The organism is Cohnella algarum, from assembly GCF_016937515.1.
GTDB lineage: Bacteria > Bacillota > Bacilli > Paenibacillales > Paenibacillaceae > Cohnella > Cohnella algarum.
In genome coordinates this window covers 3413140-3428806 of the sequence record NZ_JAFHKM010000002.1, presented here as the reverse complement: position 1 = coordinate 3428806, position 15667 = coordinate 3413140, and the positions used below count along the sequence as shown (strand labels likewise).

Below are 15667 nucleotides of genomic sequence, written 5' to 3'. Positions count from 1 at the left end.
TCCTCCAATCGCCCGAATCCGAACGAAAGAATGCGATCCTTTGCGGCTCTTCGATCCGCGGAGAAGGGCGGGCCGCCGCCCGCCCTTCGAAAGACTTCCCGATCGTTTCGCCTAGCTGCCGAGAACTTGCTTTACCCGGGTCGTCATGTCCTGCAAGCCTTCGTCGATCGTCACGTTGCTGGTCATGATGTTGTCGTGAGCCTCGTTCAGGATGAGCTCGATATCCGCGCTTTTTTCATGCAGCGGCATTTCGAGATACGTCTTCGCCGTCTTCAGCGCTTCCTTGCTGTTTTCGTCGTTCGGGAACCCTTCGATGGACGCGATGGAGGCGACGACCTCGTCGTTTTTGATCGCCGGAATGGCGCCGGTCCGAGCGATGACCGCGGCTCCCTCTTCGCCGGTGACGAATTTCAGGAAATCGAGGGCGGCTTCCTTGTTGGCCGATTTCCGGTTGACGGCAAGCGAGGTGATCGTGCCCAGCGTCGTTCCCGGTTCGACGCCTTCCGGGTGCGGATACTTCGCGATGCCCCAGTTTTTCGCGAGCGACTCGCCGCTTTTCACTTTGTCGATCTGCGTCGAAATAAACCAGCTGCCCATGTTCATCATCGCGACGGAATTGTTGTAGAACACGCCGGAATAGTGGGTGCTGGACGTTTTCAGCGTGGCGTAGTCCATGACGATGCCGTCCTTTTGCTGGTTCAAAATCCGCTCATAGGTCGGCTTCAGGAAATCGTATTCGCCGTCAATGATCGTATGCTGTCCGTCCAGGATGCCGAACAATTGAACCGCGCTTCGCCACGTATGGTAATGGGCGCCGTATACCTTGTTCGCCCCGCTTCCGGAGGTCAGCTTTCTCGCCAGCTCGTCATACTGCTCGAGCGTCATGTCGTTCGTCGGATAGTCGACGCCCGCCGCGTCGAACAGATCCTTGTTGTAGTACAAGATCCAGAAGTCGCTGCGGAACGGAAGCGCATACACTTCGTCGTTCATTTGAATCTGCTCGACCGTGCCGCCGTACGCCGACGTATCGATGCCCTGCTCGCGAACGAAGCCGTTCAGCGGCTCCAGGTGGTTTTGCTTGACGAGGTTCGCGTAGCCGGGAATGTCTTTGATGGTCAGGACGTCCAAATCCGCGCCGCCCGAAAGCTGCGTGCTCAGCATCGTCATAAAGTCGGTCGATCCGAGGTCCACGTACTCGATCGTGACGTTCGGATGCTCCTTCTTATAGGCGTCGATCAGCGGCTGGTAATAGGCCGTCGCTTCCCAATCCCACAGCGCCCACTTTAACGTGACGGGCTCGTCGCCCGCTTCTGCGGAAGCGCTTGCAGACGATTCCGCGGAAGGAGAAGCCGAGGGCGATGCCGTCGCGGCGCCGTTCGCGCCGTTGTTCGAATTGCCGGAACAGCCGGCGAGCAGTCCCAACGAAAGCACGGTTGCCAAGGTGAATCCGAAAGCTTTTTTCCATTTCATCGTCATGGCCCCTTTTCGTCCGATTTGACCTGCGATTCGGGTAGGCCGAACCTCATCTCGATTGTATCGGATTCCGGTCGGCCGCGGCATGCAATTTCAACCGCAGTTCCTTCACTTTCTTTCGCGTTTTCCCGAAATCCGGTCCGAAACCGGTAATTTTCTATGCAAAACCTGTAAAAATATTGGCTGCGCTTTTGTCCCTGTTTTTAACAGCCGAGGGAATATGCTATTGTAAGAATAGCCATTCGTTGAAAGCGCTTCATTCGAAGGAGGGTTCGCGACGAATAGAAGGGCCACCGTCAAAAGCCGCATCATTCTGATCATGACCGCGTTCGCTCTTCTGATCGCGGCGCTGCTTTCTTTTGTCAGTTACGAGCTGATCCTGTACTATCAGCGCAAAACGACGATTCAGGCGGCCGAGTTCAATCTCCGGCTCGTCTCCCGCATCATCGAGCAAGATCTGCTCAACCTGTCTTCCCTGGCGAGAACCTGGAGCACGAACTCGACGACCAACGCCTTGATCGCGGATTATTTCGAATCGGAGGGCGCCAACGCCAAAGGCGCGGTCGACGCTTACCACTCCATGCAGGACGACTTCCGGGTCAACCGGTCGAACAATTATGTCCGGCGGATGATCGTGACCGACTTTGGCGGAAAGTTCCTGCAGCTGGACAATGCCGTCAGCGGGTCGACGCCGCTCACCATACACAATATCGGCCGGCTGAACGGCCTTGCGGGCGACGAACCGGAGCAATGGAGCCGGGTCGCGACGGACCCCTTCTCCTCCGCGAGCGTCATCCCGCTGGCGATGCCGATTTACGGCGAAAGGGGCACGGTCATCGGAACCGTCCATCTGCTGGCCGCCACCTCCGTCATTACCGACAAGCTGAAAGGCTACGCGCTCCCGGACGACTCCCTGCTCCTGCTCGCGCTTGGCCGGCATCGCTATCGAATCGACGGCGACAAGATCGTTCCGGCCGCGATGCCCGCCGAATCGGCCGCCTACACCGCGGAGGAGCCCGTCGATCCGCTCACCGAGCTGTCGGTCGTCCGGACGGCGGACGGCGAGCGCCGGATCGCCGTTTCGTACCCGGCGCAGGACGGCGTCGTGTTGACGCAGACGCTGTCCAACGAGCAGTTCGTTCCCAAGGCGAGCATCTGGACGTCGATTCTGATCGGCGTCAGCCTGCTCGTGATCGCCTCAAGCGGCATCATCACCCTCTACCTGACCCGAACGATCAGCCTTCCGGTGGAGAAATTGAGGAAGCGGATCGACAAAATCGCGCAGGGCCATTTTTTTATCGACAAAAATATCGAATGGAACAGCGAGCTCGGCGACGTGGGCCGGGGCATCAACCGCCTGTCCCAGGACATTCTGACGCTGATGGACTCCCGGGTCGCCGACGCGAAGCAGAAGCAGGAGCTGGAATACCGGATGCTGCAAAGCCAGATCAACCCGCATTTCCTGTACAACACGCTGAACTCGATCAAATGGATGGCGACGATCCAGAATGCGACCGGCATCGCGGAAATGACGACGTCCCTGTCCCGGCTTCTGCGTTGCGTCGCGAAGGACAATCGCCGGATAGTGCCGCTGCGGGACGAATTGAGCCTGCTTGACGACTATTTCGTCATCCAGCAGTACCGGTACGGCGCGAAGGTATCGATGGAGCGGAACGTCCGGGACGAAGGGCTGCTCGCGAGTCTGATCCCCCGCTTTACGCTGCAGCCGCTCGTCGAAAACGCGATCTTCCACGGCATCGAGCCGAAAGGCAGAGGGCGCATCGCCGTCACGGTGGAGCGAAGCGGGGACTTCGACGTCCGGATTACCGTCGAGGACGACGGCGTCGGCATGACGGGGGAGCAGATCGGCGCGATTTTTGCCGGCGGAGACCCGGGGACGAAGGGATTGTTCGAACATGTCGGCTTGCGCAGCGTGAACGACCGTCTGCGCCTCGCTTTCGGCGACAAATACGGCCTGTCCGTCGAAAGCGAGGCGGGCGCGTACACGAGAATGCGGATTTTGATCCCCGTCCGGCACAGGGAGTAGCCGGGCGAAAGGCTGGGAGGGGAAAACGTGATCAAACTGCTGATCGCCGACGACGAAACCCTCGTCTGCATCGGCTTGCAGTCCATGCTCAAGTGGGAGCAGTACAACGTGGAAATCGTCGGCACGGCCCATAACGGCGCCCAATTGGAGGAGAAAATCGAGGCGCTTCGCCCGGACCTCGTCATTACCGATATCAAGATGCCGGTCAAGAGCGGCCTCGCGGCAGCCGAATCGGCCCGTAAAAAGTACGGGCGAATTCCGCTGTTCATCCTTTTGACCAGTTACGAAGATTTCGAATATGCCCGCGGAGCGATCGAGGTGCAGGCGGTCGACTATCTGGTAAAGCTGGAGCTGACGCCGCAAGCGCTCGCCGATTCCGTCGTCAAGGCCATTGCGCTTCTCGAAGACTACAAAACGATCGAAAGCTACCCCAATCTCCTCCATCGGGGAAATCTGCAGGCGCAGCGGGACAAATTGTTCATCCGCCTGTTCCATCACCTGTTCGAAAACCGGACCCAGTTCGAGCTGCAGCAAGAGGACCTGGGCGTCGAGTTGTCCGGGGCCGCCTTCGCGGTCTGCGTTTGCCGGATTTCGGGCCCCGACACCGTGCCGCCGCGGGGCGACAAGCTGGTGGCCTTGTGCTCCAGCACGGTGCAGATGGCGAAGGATACGCTTTCGTCCTTCCGGCCCTGCCATGTGACTAGCCTGGACCTGCGCAATTTCGCCGTCACGCTGCCGTTGCCCGACGCCGACCCGCGCGCCTGGGTTCCCGAAATCGGGGAACAATTGCGGCATATGGCCGCCGTGCTGCGCAATTATTTCAACGTCGCGGTGTTCGGGGCCGTCGGCTTTGCGGTCGAGGATCCGTACGTGCTGCGGGAAAGCTACCTGGCCGCCCGCAAGGCGCTGCCGGCCGCGGCGCGGGATAAGGCGTTCGTTTTTTATGCGCAAGGGGAAAAGGAAGACCCGGGCCCTGCGCTGTTCGATTTTTCGAAATTGCGTTCGGAACTCCGGCGCGCGTTCGAAGAGATGGATACGCTCGCCCTGCGCGAGATCATCACCGGCATGATCGGCTCGTTCGAAGGGCGCTCCGATCTGCTCGTTCCCGCTATCGACGCCGCCTGCAACATTTTGTACATGGCCACGTCGCTGCTTTCGGACGGCGAAAACCTCGTGGAGCACATTTTCGAGCACGAGCCGGAGGGCTACCGGTCCATTTACCAAATGCAGGACATGGACGGGGTCGTCGATTGGCTCGCGCGTTTCCGGGACGGCTGCGCGAACCTTCTGTCCTCCCGCAAGCAGAGCTACAAGGAACAGCTCGTCCGGAACGTCCAGGACTATATCAAGCGCAATCTCGACCGCAAGCTGTCGCTGCAGCAGGTGGCCGACGTGTTTAACTTCAGCCCCAATTATTTGAGCCATCTGTTCTCGAAGGTGGCGAAAATCAACTACGTGGAATATATCACGGAGACGAAAATGGCGGCGGCCAAGGACATGATGAAGCGCGGCGAGGGACGGATCTACGAAATATCGCAAAAGCTGGGCTACGACAGCGCTTTTTATTTCAGCAAGGTGTTCAAAAAAGTGGAGGGCATGTCGCCGAGGGAGTACATGCAGCGGCTGGAATCGCAGGCGAAGCCGGGCTAGATCCGTCTAGGACCCGGCCCACGGCCAGAGCAGCATCGCGATGACGGCGGCGTTGACGACAAGAAGGGCCGGAATGCCGGCGGCGAACGACGCATGCTTCGTCTTGTGCCGCCACGTCCGCATGCCGAGCCAGACGCCGAGAGCCCCAAGGGCGGCCGCGACGAGGAACAGGCGGGCTTCCGGCACCCTTCTCCGCTTGCGGATCGCCCGCTTCTTGTCGGATCCCATCAGACTGAACGCATAGATATTGATCGCGATGAAATAAACGGACAGCAAAAACAGCAAATCCCGGTCCATTCGTTTCCTCCTATTCCCTCAGCGCGTCCCGCAGCCGGCTGGACATGCGCTCGCCCGCCGCCGATTGCAGCGACTTGCGCGCCTTGGCCAGCTCCTCTTTCAGCCTGCGGTTTTCGGCTTCGGCCGCCCGGAGGGCGCTCTCCCGCTCCTCCTCGCTCTCCCGGCCCGCCCGCTCCGCCGGGTTCTCCCGGCTGCCGCCCGCGCGCTTTCCATTTATATAGTATTCTTCCGGCCGATACGTCCGAAAGGCGATTTCCAGCTCGGGAATCCCCGCAGCCCGAAAGTGGCGGTCCACCGCCTCCGCGAAGCGGTCGCGAACGTCTTCTCCCCGATCGAACCAGGCCACTTCGACGAACGGAAACACGGGAACCTCTTCCCCGTCAAAAAAAGCCGCCGTAGGCAGGCATTCCAGCATGATATGGTCCGGCGGACACTCGCACACGGCGGCGAGTTCCGCGATCAGGGACCGGCTTGCGGCGCGCACCCGTTCGGGCCCGATCCCTCGTATCAGCAATTGCGGCATCTTGCATTCCTCCGATTCTCGTTCGAATCTATTATCCTTGCAATCGGCCGCAAAAGCAAACGCCCCGTCCGCTCGAACGGACGGGACGCTTTCCGGCGCAGCAAGGCGCGATCAGAACGTCTCCTTCATACATTCTATCCCGTCGTCAGGCGCTATTCGATGATGCTCGCATTTTGTCGAAAGCGCTTTTTTATGCTTGTACATTTTTTGTATAGTTTTGTCGCTTATTGTATTGCGGGAGCGCATATTTTTTCAAGGAAGGAGTTGAACTCTATTCGAAGCAGTAACGCGCCTAAAACTTCAGAAGAAAGGAGGACCCTACACAGCATGAAAAAAAGAGGATTGATCGCTCTCATCTTTTTGCTGATTTTTTCCAATGCGAATTTTGCAGGCTGGGCCCAGACGGCCAGCGCCGCTGAAATTACGGAGAACATCCTGACCCATGTCACTTTGACGGATGAAAACGGCAACGTCATCGATGCCAACGTCAACCCGGACGACCGGGTCGAAATCGGATCGATCGTCAATATCAGCTACGAATGGGAACTGGAAAACGGCCACTCCTACGGGGATGGCGACACGTTCCGGTTCGTGCTTCCCGAACAATTCAAGCTTTACAACGATGTGCCGGGAGATTTGATGATCAACGGGACCGATGTCGGCGACTTCATTGCCTACTGGCAAACGAATGAAGTCGTGATGACGTTCAACGATAACATCGCGTCGCTTTCCAACGTTCACGGCACGCTGACGTTCGAAACGGAATTCAGCGAAGAGACGATCACCGAAAACGCCGTGCAGGAGATCCGGTTCCCGGTCAAAACGGGAGATCAGATCATTACGGTCGTTTTCAATCCTCAGGTGACCCAAACGATCTCCAAAGCAGGCGTTCCCGACAGGGTGACGAATGCCCGGAGCATCGACTGGACCGTCGACTTCAACAAAAAGCTGGAACGCATCGAAAACGCCGTCGTTTCCGATCCGATTCCGGACGGGCTTACGCTGACGGCCGGCTCTATTCAAGTATATGAACTGAATGTCAGCGTTAACGGCGACGTTTCCGTCGGCGATCTCGTTCCGGAAAGCAACTACACCGTCGGCAAGATCGGCGGAACGGACGACTTCGAAATCTCGTTCGACGACATCGACCGCGCTTTCCGGATCGTCTTTTCGACCGAAATCGCGGACAGCGCCGTCACGACGTTCCCGAACACCGCCACGCTATCCGGAGACAACATCCCGGATTCGCCGGCCACCGCTTCCGTCAGCGCTCCGCGAGGCGAATGGCTGGACAAGGCCGCCGTCGGTTACAATGACGACCTGCAAAGAATCACGTGGGAAATCAAGTACAACTACGGCGAGAAGGCGGTTGACGCAAGCGACACGCTGATTTCGGACCGCTTCGATGCGACTCACGAGCTGGTGACCGAATCGTTGAAGGTTTACGAAGTCACGTTGAACGCGGATGGCAGCGAGAACGTATCCGCCGAGCCGATCGACGAGGATCTGTATACGGTAACTGAGTTTGAAGGCGTCGAAGTAGGCGGAGTCGAGAAAAACGGTTTCGACCTCACGTTTGACAACAATATCGACAAAGCGTATAAAGTCGTATATGAGACGCAAGCGACCGGTTACGTGTACGAAAGCGATACGATCCATAACTCGGTAACGGCGGACGGCGTGACCAAGACGGCCCAGCGCGGGATTTACCAGGTCGTGCTGTACAAGGCGTCCTCCAATCCGAAGTATGACGCGAAAACGGTCGACTGGCGAGTCGTCCTGAACCAGAACGGCTACGCCTTCAAGAACGTCAAGTACACGGATACCTTCTCCTCCGGGGGGCTGGAGCTTGATCCGGCGACGCTCAAGGTTACCCGGGAAGACGGAAGCGAGCTTGCGGCGGGAACCGACTATGAAGTCGATTACCTGCCGGACAACACGGCTCCCGATTACAAACAGGGATTCGTCGTCCGCTTCCTGGGGACGGTGAACGAAGAGTATACGATTACGTATACGACTAAGTTCACGTATTCGTACTTGACCTCCGGAGACCGGTTCAACAATACGGGCAAGGTCGAGTGGGTCGAGTTTTACGATGAGGAGGAAACTCCCCATTCCAAAACGGTGACCTCCGAGTTCAACCCGGACGGGTACACGAAGGCGAACGGCTTCAAGAACGGCACGTACGACCCGCGGACGAAGGAAATCACGTGGAATATCGGCGTCAACTATAACCTGCAGCACATGGATAACGCCGTGATCACCGACGTTCTGCAGTCCAATCAGGCTTACGTGGATGGTTCTCTTGAAGTCCGCCATCTCACGTTGACCGGAGGGAACAACGGCGTAACGGTCGGCGATGAAGTTGACGACGCGCTTTATACCGCGAATTGGACGGACAGCCCTGATGGAAAGATGCTGACCGTCGACTTTATCGGTTCGATCGACACGCCTTATTACGTTACGTTCAAGACGACGCTCGAAGGCCAGCTTGTCGTCCGAACCATCCCTAACACTGCCGTGTTAATGGACGGAACGGAAACGATCGCAAGTCTTCCGGCTTCCGTCACGGTGCCGCAAGGCGGCGAGTACGTGGCCAAGGATGCCGCGCAAAACGGCAGCCTGATCGACTGGACGGTTTACATTAACCGCGGCCAGTCTCACGTATCCGGCGCCAAGGTCATCGATACGCCGACGCCGAACCAGATTTTGATGGAGGATTCCTTCAAGCTTTACACCACGAATGTCGACGCTAACGGTACGGTCACGAAAAACGAGTTGATCCCCGATAACGGCACGGTATACGAGCTTGAAGTCAACACCGAAGCGGATGGATCGCAATCGTTCACGCTGAGCTTTGTCCATACGATCGATGTTCCGTATATTCTGGAATATCAAACGTTCATCAACGCTCCGGACCGTGCGAACGTCGGCAACTCCGTGCTTTTCCAAGGCGACGAGATCTCGACGGAAGAAGTCCAAACGTCCAAGACGATCCAGATTCGCAAATCGTCGGGTTCGGGTACCGGAACCGGCTTGACCGGCAGCCTGAAGGTCGTCAAGATCGACCAGGAGTGGCAAACGCACAAGCTGGCCGGCGCGAAATTCAAACTCGAACGCGTCGCAAGCAACGGCGCGCGGATTTTGATTTCGCACGATACGTCCGCCACGGACGGAAACGGCGAGCTGCTGTATGAGGATTTGCTGTTCGGCAACTACGTTTTGACGGAGACGGAAGCGCCGGAAGGCTACCTTTTGGATCCCGTCGAGCGTCCGATCACGATTACCGCCGGAGTGACGGAACCTGTCGTCGAAACGTTTGAAAACGTCAAGGATCCGGATTATCTCGGAAACTTGCTCGTTCGGAAGGTCGACGAAGCATCGAGCGATCCTCTTGAGGGCGCAAAGTTCAAGTTGGAACGCAGAATCTCCGATGGCACGCGCGTCTTGATTGGCGAACAGGTTACGGACGTTTCGGGCGAGATCCGGTTCGACAACCTGTTCTTCGGCGACTATATTTTGACGGAGACGGAAGCACCGGATGGGTATTGGCCGAATACTGCGGAACGGACGGTTACGATCGTTCCGAAGAATGGCAGTCCCGATCCCATAACCGTCACCGAAATCGTCGAAAACAAAAAAGACCTCGGCTCCATTCGGGTGGTGAAAGTCGATCGGGATACGAATGCTCGCCTTGAAGGCGCGACGTTCAAGCTCGAATTGGATGTTGGCGGTACTCGCACCCCAATTGGGACACCGGGTACTACAATCGACTCCGGGGAACTTACGTTCGAAGGGCTGGTTCCGGGTACGTATTACATTACCGAAACTGTCTCGCCAGAAGGTTACATTGATAACCCGACCGAACGGGAAGTAATTGTACCCAAGTTCTCCACAGCCGATGTTGTAGTAACGGTGGAGAATATCAAGGAAGTTAGGGCCATCAAAGTCTTGAAGGTCGATGCTGTCACGGATGAACCGCTGGCGGACGCAGAGTTCAAACTCGAATCCGTTGCAGCCGACGATTCCCGCATTGTAGTCGCTACCGGCACCACTAATGCCGACGGCGTGCTGCAGTTCGACAATCTCCCCGACGGCGAGTACGTCCTGACGGAGATAAGCGCTCCGGAAGGCTATTTGCGGGATGCGACCGAACATCCGATCACGATGGTCTCCAACAGAACGGAACCTTTCGTTGTCGAGCTTGAGAATGACAGAGATCCCGATTACTTCGGAGACCTGCTCATTCGAAAAGTGGACGACACGGATCCCGGCATTCGTCTTCAGGGCGCCGAATTCAAGCTCGAACGCATTGCTTACGGCGGCGGACGCGTAGTCGTCGGTACCGGCGTTACGGACGATTCGGGCGAGATCCGGTTCGACAACCTGTTCTTCGGCGACTATATTTTAACGGAAACGAAGGCACCGGACGGATATTGGCCGAATACGACGGAGCGTACCGTCACGGTTGTTCCGAAGAATGGCAGTCCCGATCCCGTAACCGTCACCGAAGTCGTCGAAAACAGAAAGGACCTCGGCTCCATTCGGGTGGTGAAAGTCGACAAAGACTCGGGTCAAACTCTTGCAGGAGCGACATTTGAGCTCAGTTCGGCTGGCGGGGTCTCCAAAGTCGGCACGACTGGCGAGAACGGCATATTGTTGTTCGGAGGTCTGGTTCCGGGAACGTATATCCTTACCGAGACAAACGCTCCGAACGGCTATATCCTTGACGCTACTCAACGAACGGTCGTCGTTCCCAAGTTCTCAAACAACGCCGCTGTTGAAGAAGTAGTGGAGAACGCCAAGGAAGTTCGTGCCCTTAGGATACTGAAAGTCGAGCAGGGTTCCAACAATCCGCTTGAAGGTGCAACGTTCGAGCTCGAATCGGACGTTGGCGGTACGCGTACGGTAGTCAAAACCGGCACCACCGATGAAAACGGCGTCCTGCTGTTCGATGACCTGCCGGTCGGCACTTACTTCCTGACGGAGACAACCGCTCCGGCCGGATATATGCTGGACGCTACCGAACGTACGGTTACGATTGAACCCGGCGCTTCGGCTCCGGAGGAGATCACGGTTGAGAACTCCATCGATCCGGATTACTTTATTGGCGACCTGAAAGTACTGAAAGTCGAGCAGGGTTCCAACAATCCGCTTGAAGGTGCAACGTTCGAGCTCGAATCGGACGTTGGCGGTACGCGTACGGTAGTCAAAACCGGCACCACCGATGAAAACGGCGTCCTGCTGTTCGATGACCTGCCGGTCGGCACTTACTTCCTGAAGGAGACAAGCGCTCCGGACGGATTCGTGCTGGACGCTTCCGAACATACGATTACGATTGTACCCGGCGCTTCGGCTCCGGAGGAGATCACGGTTTCGAACGAGAGAGAGCCGGTTGTTCCGACGCTCGGCAGCATCAAGGTCGTCAAAGTCGATGAAGACGGCATTACTCCTTTGGCCGGCGCTTCGTTCGAGCTCAAATCGGGTGACCCTTCGTTCTCCGATGAGGGCACGACCGACGCAAACGGCGAGCTGCTGTTCGAAGACCTGCCGCTCGGCTCCTATACCCTGACGGAGACACAGGCTCCGGACGGTTATACGCTCGACGATTCTCCGATAACGGTTGCCCTTTCCGACAGCGACAAGGACAAGACCGTTGCGGTTGAAAACGAGAAAGAGCCGGTTGTTCCGACGCTCGGCAGCATCAAGGTCACGAAAGTCGAGCAAGGAACCGGCACGAAGCTCCCCGGAGCTACGTTCTTACTTGAACGAGTCGAGAGCGTCGCCGGCACCACTTACTGGACGGGCACGACTGGCGACAACGGGGAATTTTTGTTTACAGACCTGCCGCTCGGCACCTACACCCTGACGGAGACACAGGCTCCGGACGGTTATAGGCTCGACGATTCTCCGATAACGGTTGCCCTTTCCGACAGCGAAAAGGACAAGACCGTTACGGTTGAAAACGAGAAAGAGCCGGTTGTTCCGACGCTCGGCAGCATCAAGGTCACGAAAGTCGAGCAAGGAACCGGCACGAAGCTCCCCGGTGCTACGTTCTTACTTGAACGAGTCGAGAGCGTCGCCGGCACCACTTACTGGACGGGCACGACTGGCGACAACGGGGAATTTTTGTTTACAGACCTGCCGCTCGGCACCTACACCCTGACGGAGACACAGGCTCCGGACGGTTATAAGCTCGACGCTTCTCCGATAACGGTCGTTCTTTCCGACAGCGACAAGGACAAGACCGTTGCGGTTGAAAACGTCAAGAAACCGGATGAGCCGGCTCCCGAGCCGCAAAGCAGCAGCCTCAAAATCGTGAAGGTCGAGCAAGGAATCGGCACGAAGCTCCCCGGAGCTACGTTCAAACTTGAACGAGTCGAGAGCGTCGCCGGCACCACTTACTGGACGGGCACGACTGGCGCCAACGGGGAACTTTTGTTTGCAGACCTGGAGTTCGGCACGTACCAACTGACGGAGACCAGCGCTCCGAGCGGTTATCTGCTCGATTCGCAAGCACGTTCCGTCACTCTGGCAACCTACGGAATTACCGAAATCATCGTAGAGAATGCCAAAAACAACCCGGGGCCGGTCGATCCGGGAACCCCGACGACAGGCGCTCTCAAGATTCTGAAAGTCGATCAAAACTCCAAAACGCCGCTCCCCGGAGCTACGTTCAAACTTGATTTTGTCAGCGCCGACGGTGTCGTCGTTCCGTTCGGAACGCGCACCACGGATACCGAAGGAACGATTGCGTTCGACGGTTTGCCGTTCGGCGAGTACATTTTGACGGAGATCGAAGCGCCGACAGGATACGTTTTGGATGCACAGGAACGTCGTTTCACGGTAAACTCGACGGAAACGATCGTTGTCACGGTGGAAAACGTCAAGGAACGGGTTGAACCTGTTTTGAAATCCTTGAAGGTTTCTAAGGTCGACCAGGATTCCAACGCCCCGCTGGCGGGAGCGACGTTTAAACTTGAGCGCCTTGAAGCCGACGGCACCCGTGCACAAATTGCCACCGGCACGACCGACGCGAACGGCGTTCTGCTGTTCGACAATCTGCTTGCCGGCAATTACGTTTTGACGGAGCTGGCCGCTCCGAACGGCTATGTACTGGATATGACCGAGCGTTCGATTACGATTTCGGAAACCGGAAGCGAACCGTTGGAGACGATCGTGTTCAACAAAAAGTTCGTGATTCCGCCGATTCCGACGCCGGGAACTCCAGGAACTCCGGGAACACCGGAGACGCCTGAAACGCCGACGACTCCGGAAACGCCGGGAACGCCGGAAACGCCGGGAACGCCTACGGACCCAGAGACGCCGACGGCTCCGGAGACGCCAACGACTCCGGAAACGCCTTCCGGGCCTGTACAACAGCCTGTGACGGAGAAAGAGACAACCAGACAAGACACTCCGATCACCGGAAGCGTCGAGCTCGCCGAAGGAAGCGTTCCGAGCATCGGCCAACAGCCGGAGCATGGAACGGTTACGCTAAGCGCAAACGGAAAATGGACGTACACGCCGAACCCGGGCTATGTCGGCAAAGACGTGTTCTCCATCGCCATCCTGAGCGCAAACGGAACGGTTGAGGAAGTTTGGTTTGAAATCAATGTCGAAGCGCTGTCGCAAGGCGGCGTCGACGGCAACGATGACCATAACGCTTCCCCAGACGTGAAGGAATTGCCCAAGACGGGAGAAAATAGTCCTTTGCCTTACCAAGTCGCCGGGATCGCCTTGATCCTGCTTGGACTTGCTTGGCGGGCTAGACGCGTTCGCGGGTAAATCGAATTCAAAAAAGGATCCGGCCGAAAAGCCGGATCCTTTTTTTTCGATTCGCTTCGATTTATTGAAACTCGATATCGATCTTTCGGCCGGAACGGGGCTCCTGCTTCGGCAAACGGATTTCGAGAACGCCGTTTTTATAGCTTGCGGAAATGCCCTCTTCCCTAACTTTCGCGGGCAGCGTCACCGAACGCTGAAACCGCCCCTCGAACCGCTCGCGGCGATGCGCCTGGGCTTCCTTCCACTCGTTTGCGGAATGATAGACTCCTCCGACGGTCAGCCGGTCCCCCTCCGCGTCGATGTGGATGTCTTCTTTTTTCTCCACGCCGGGGATTTCGCAATGCACGACGACTTCCCTGTCCGTCTCGAACACGTCCATTCGCGGAAAACTGCTCCCGGGCCTCAAGCTCGCCGGAAAATCGTTAAAAAACCGGTCCAGATCCCTTTTCCAATGCTCCAGGCTTTGAAACGGTTCGTAAGGCGTAAGCGCCACGGCACAAACCTCCCCTAAAATGAATCGAGCTTCGGTTAATATGGGACGATGGCAGCCTTTTTATTCCATCCGCATCTCCCTTATCCCAAAAAACCGGCCGGACGATCCGCCCCGCCGCGGCTCATCCATTCGCCCTTCCGGTCTTTGTGCAGATCGCTTTTGAGCTCGCCGATCAGCTTGTCCAGCTTGACGTCGCCGTCGTAATGCTTCTGCAGCGCCGCCGACACGTACAGCTCCCCGAGCTGGGCGAGCGAGAAGCCTTCGGTGCGACGGGCCGCCTCGACGGCCGCATCCGCCCCCGCAAGCCGCGCGAAGCCGCGCTTTTTCAAATAAAGCAGCCGCAGCGCCTCATCCGGCAGCTTCACCTCGTGAGCCCGGTCGAAGCGTCCGGCCCGGTTCATCAGGGCGGGGTCGATTTTTTCCGGGTAGTTCGTCGTGCCGATCAGGAAAATGCCTTCTTTGGACGCGACGCCGTCGAGCGTATTCAGGAAAAAAGAGCGGCAAGCTTCCGGCATCGAATCGATATCCTCAATGACGAGCACCATCGGCGACAGCTTGATCGCGGAGGCGAACACCTCTTGTATCGATTCGCTCGTCGTATACTCGGTAATTTGCCAATAGGCGACGGGGGCCTCCACGCTGCCCGCGATCGACTTGACGAGCGTCGTCTTGCCGTTGCCCGGCTTGCCGTACAGCAGAATGCCGCGTTTGTACGGAATGTCGTACGTCTGGAAAAACGTTTTGTCCTCGGAAAAAAACTCATCGATATAACGGAAAATTTGCCGTTTCAACGCTTCCTCCATCACGACATCTTCCCGGGAGACCGCTCGGCTAAGCGGCTCGTGCTTGCGCTCGAGTCCGTCCCGCGTATCGACGAACAGCGCGATTTTCCGCTCCCGCAGCTGCCTTGCCTTCATATCTTCCAGAAAAGCGCGCAGGGAATCGTCATCTTTGGCGAAAAGGATATCCTCGTAGCCGAGACCGTACTCGTTCAGCTTCGGAATGCGGGCGAACGCGACGGAGTGGCCGGGATAGCCGAAAACGTTGTTTCGAATCGCCGGCCGGATGCCGATTTTCTTTTCGTACGGTTCCTGGTCGAATTTGAATTCCCTCGTCTCGACGAGGTCGTAAATGCTCGCGACGTGCTCCATGCCCGGGAAGCCTCCGCGAACGTCCTCCTCCAGGCCGTCCCAGGCATCGTTTGCGTCGCTTTCGTAATAGAGCTGCAGCTCGCACCCGTACCGTTCCTTCAGCAGCCCGGAGATGCGGTTCAACACGGAAACATAGTCAAAATAGGCCTTCGTGCGAGGGGAGTCTTCCGGATTCCATCTGGCCACGAAACGATCCGAAACGGCCCCCTCGCGTTTGAGGTTCTGGATGTTACTTGTCATAAGCT

General features: G+C 57.4%; 8 protein-coding genes. 3 read left to right on the top strand and 5 right to left on the bottom strand.

The features are described 5' to 3' along the window. Positions 1–111: 111 nt before the first annotated feature. Complete coding sequence (locus JW799_RS15200; protein WP_080835503.1) at positions 112–1470, bottom strand: ABC transporter substrate-binding protein; 1359 nt, start codon at positions 1468–1470, stop codon at positions 112–114. A 322-nt stretch (positions 1471–1792) separates the two neighbouring features. On the opposite strand from JW799_RS15200, the gene JW799_RS15195 reads away from it, so the two are divergent. Together JW799_RS15195 and JW799_RS15190 are read left to right on the top strand one after the other, a co-directional pair. Continuing rightward, entirely contained in the window at positions 1793–3520 is a 1728-nt protein-coding gene (locus JW799_RS15195; protein WP_080834612.1) for a cache domain-containing sensor histidine kinase, read from the top strand. Positions 3521–3547: 27 nt separating this feature from the next. Then, a complete protein-coding gene (locus tag JW799_RS15190; protein ID WP_205430536.1) occupies positions 3548–5170 on the top strand; it encodes a response regulator in 1623 nt (540 codons plus the stop codon). Positions 5171–5176: 6 nt separating this feature from the next. On the opposite strand, the gene JW799_RS15185 is transcribed toward JW799_RS15190, so the two are convergent. Together JW799_RS15185 and JW799_RS15180 are read right to left on the bottom strand one after the other, a co-directional pair. Then, entirely contained in the window at positions 5177–5467 is a 291-nt protein-coding gene (locus JW799_RS15185) for a DUF1294 domain-containing protein (RefSeq protein ID WP_205430535.1), read from the bottom strand. Between the two features lie 10 nt (positions 5468–5477). Next, positions 5478–5990, bottom strand: coding sequence for a DUF1904 family protein (locus JW799_RS15180; RefSeq protein ID WP_205430534.1), 513 nt, complete (start codon positions 5988–5990; stop codon positions 5478–5480). A 327-nt stretch (positions 5991–6317) separates the two neighbouring features. Between JW799_RS15180 and JW799_RS15175 the strand changes: the two genes are divergently transcribed. Next, the gene (locus JW799_RS15175) at positions 6318–13778 is read left to right on the top strand and encodes a SpaA isopeptide-forming pilin-related protein (protein ID WP_205430533.1); all 7461 of its coding nucleotides are present in this window, start codon (positions 6318–6320) and stop codon (positions 13776–13778) included. Between the two features lie 61 nt (positions 13779–13839). Here the strand turns inward: JW799_RS15175 and JW799_RS15170 are convergent, their stop codons facing one another. Together JW799_RS15170 and JW799_RS15165 are read right to left on the bottom strand one after the other, a co-directional pair. Then, complete coding sequence (locus JW799_RS15170) at positions 13840–14271, bottom strand: Hsp20 family protein (RefSeq protein WP_205430532.1); 432 nt, start codon at positions 14269–14271, stop codon at positions 13840–13842. 80 nt (positions 14272–14351) lie between these two features. Further along, positions 14352–15662, bottom strand: a complete 1311-nt coding sequence (locus JW799_RS15165; RefSeq protein ID WP_205430531.1) for an AAA family ATPase — start codon at positions 15660–15662, stop codon at positions 14352–14354. Positions 15663–15667: the final 5 nt, after the last annotated feature.

Coding starts and splice junctions, on each gene's coding strand:
- JW799_RS15175 (WP_205430533.1), top strand. CDS start 6,318: ATGAAAAAAAGAGGATTGATCGCTCTCATCTTTTTGCTGATTTTTTCC.
- JW799_RS15165 (WP_205430531.1), bottom strand. CDS start 15,662: ATGACAAGTAACATCCAGAACCTCAAACGCGAGGGGGCCGTTTCGGAT.
- JW799_RS15200 (WP_080835503.1), bottom strand. CDS start 1,470: ATGAAATGGAAAAAAGCTTTCGGATTCACCTTGGCAACCGTGCTTTCG.
- JW799_RS15195 (WP_080834612.1), top strand. CDS start 1,793: ATGACCGCGTTCGCTCTTCTGATCGCGGCGCTGCTTTCTTTTGTCAGT.
- JW799_RS15180 (WP_205430534.1), bottom strand. CDS start 5,990: ATGCCGCAATTGCTGATACGAGGGATCGGGCCCGAACGGGTGCGCGCC.
- JW799_RS15185 (WP_205430535.1), bottom strand. CDS start 5,467: ATGGACCGGGATTTGCTGTTTTTGCTGTCCGTTTATTTCATCGCGATC.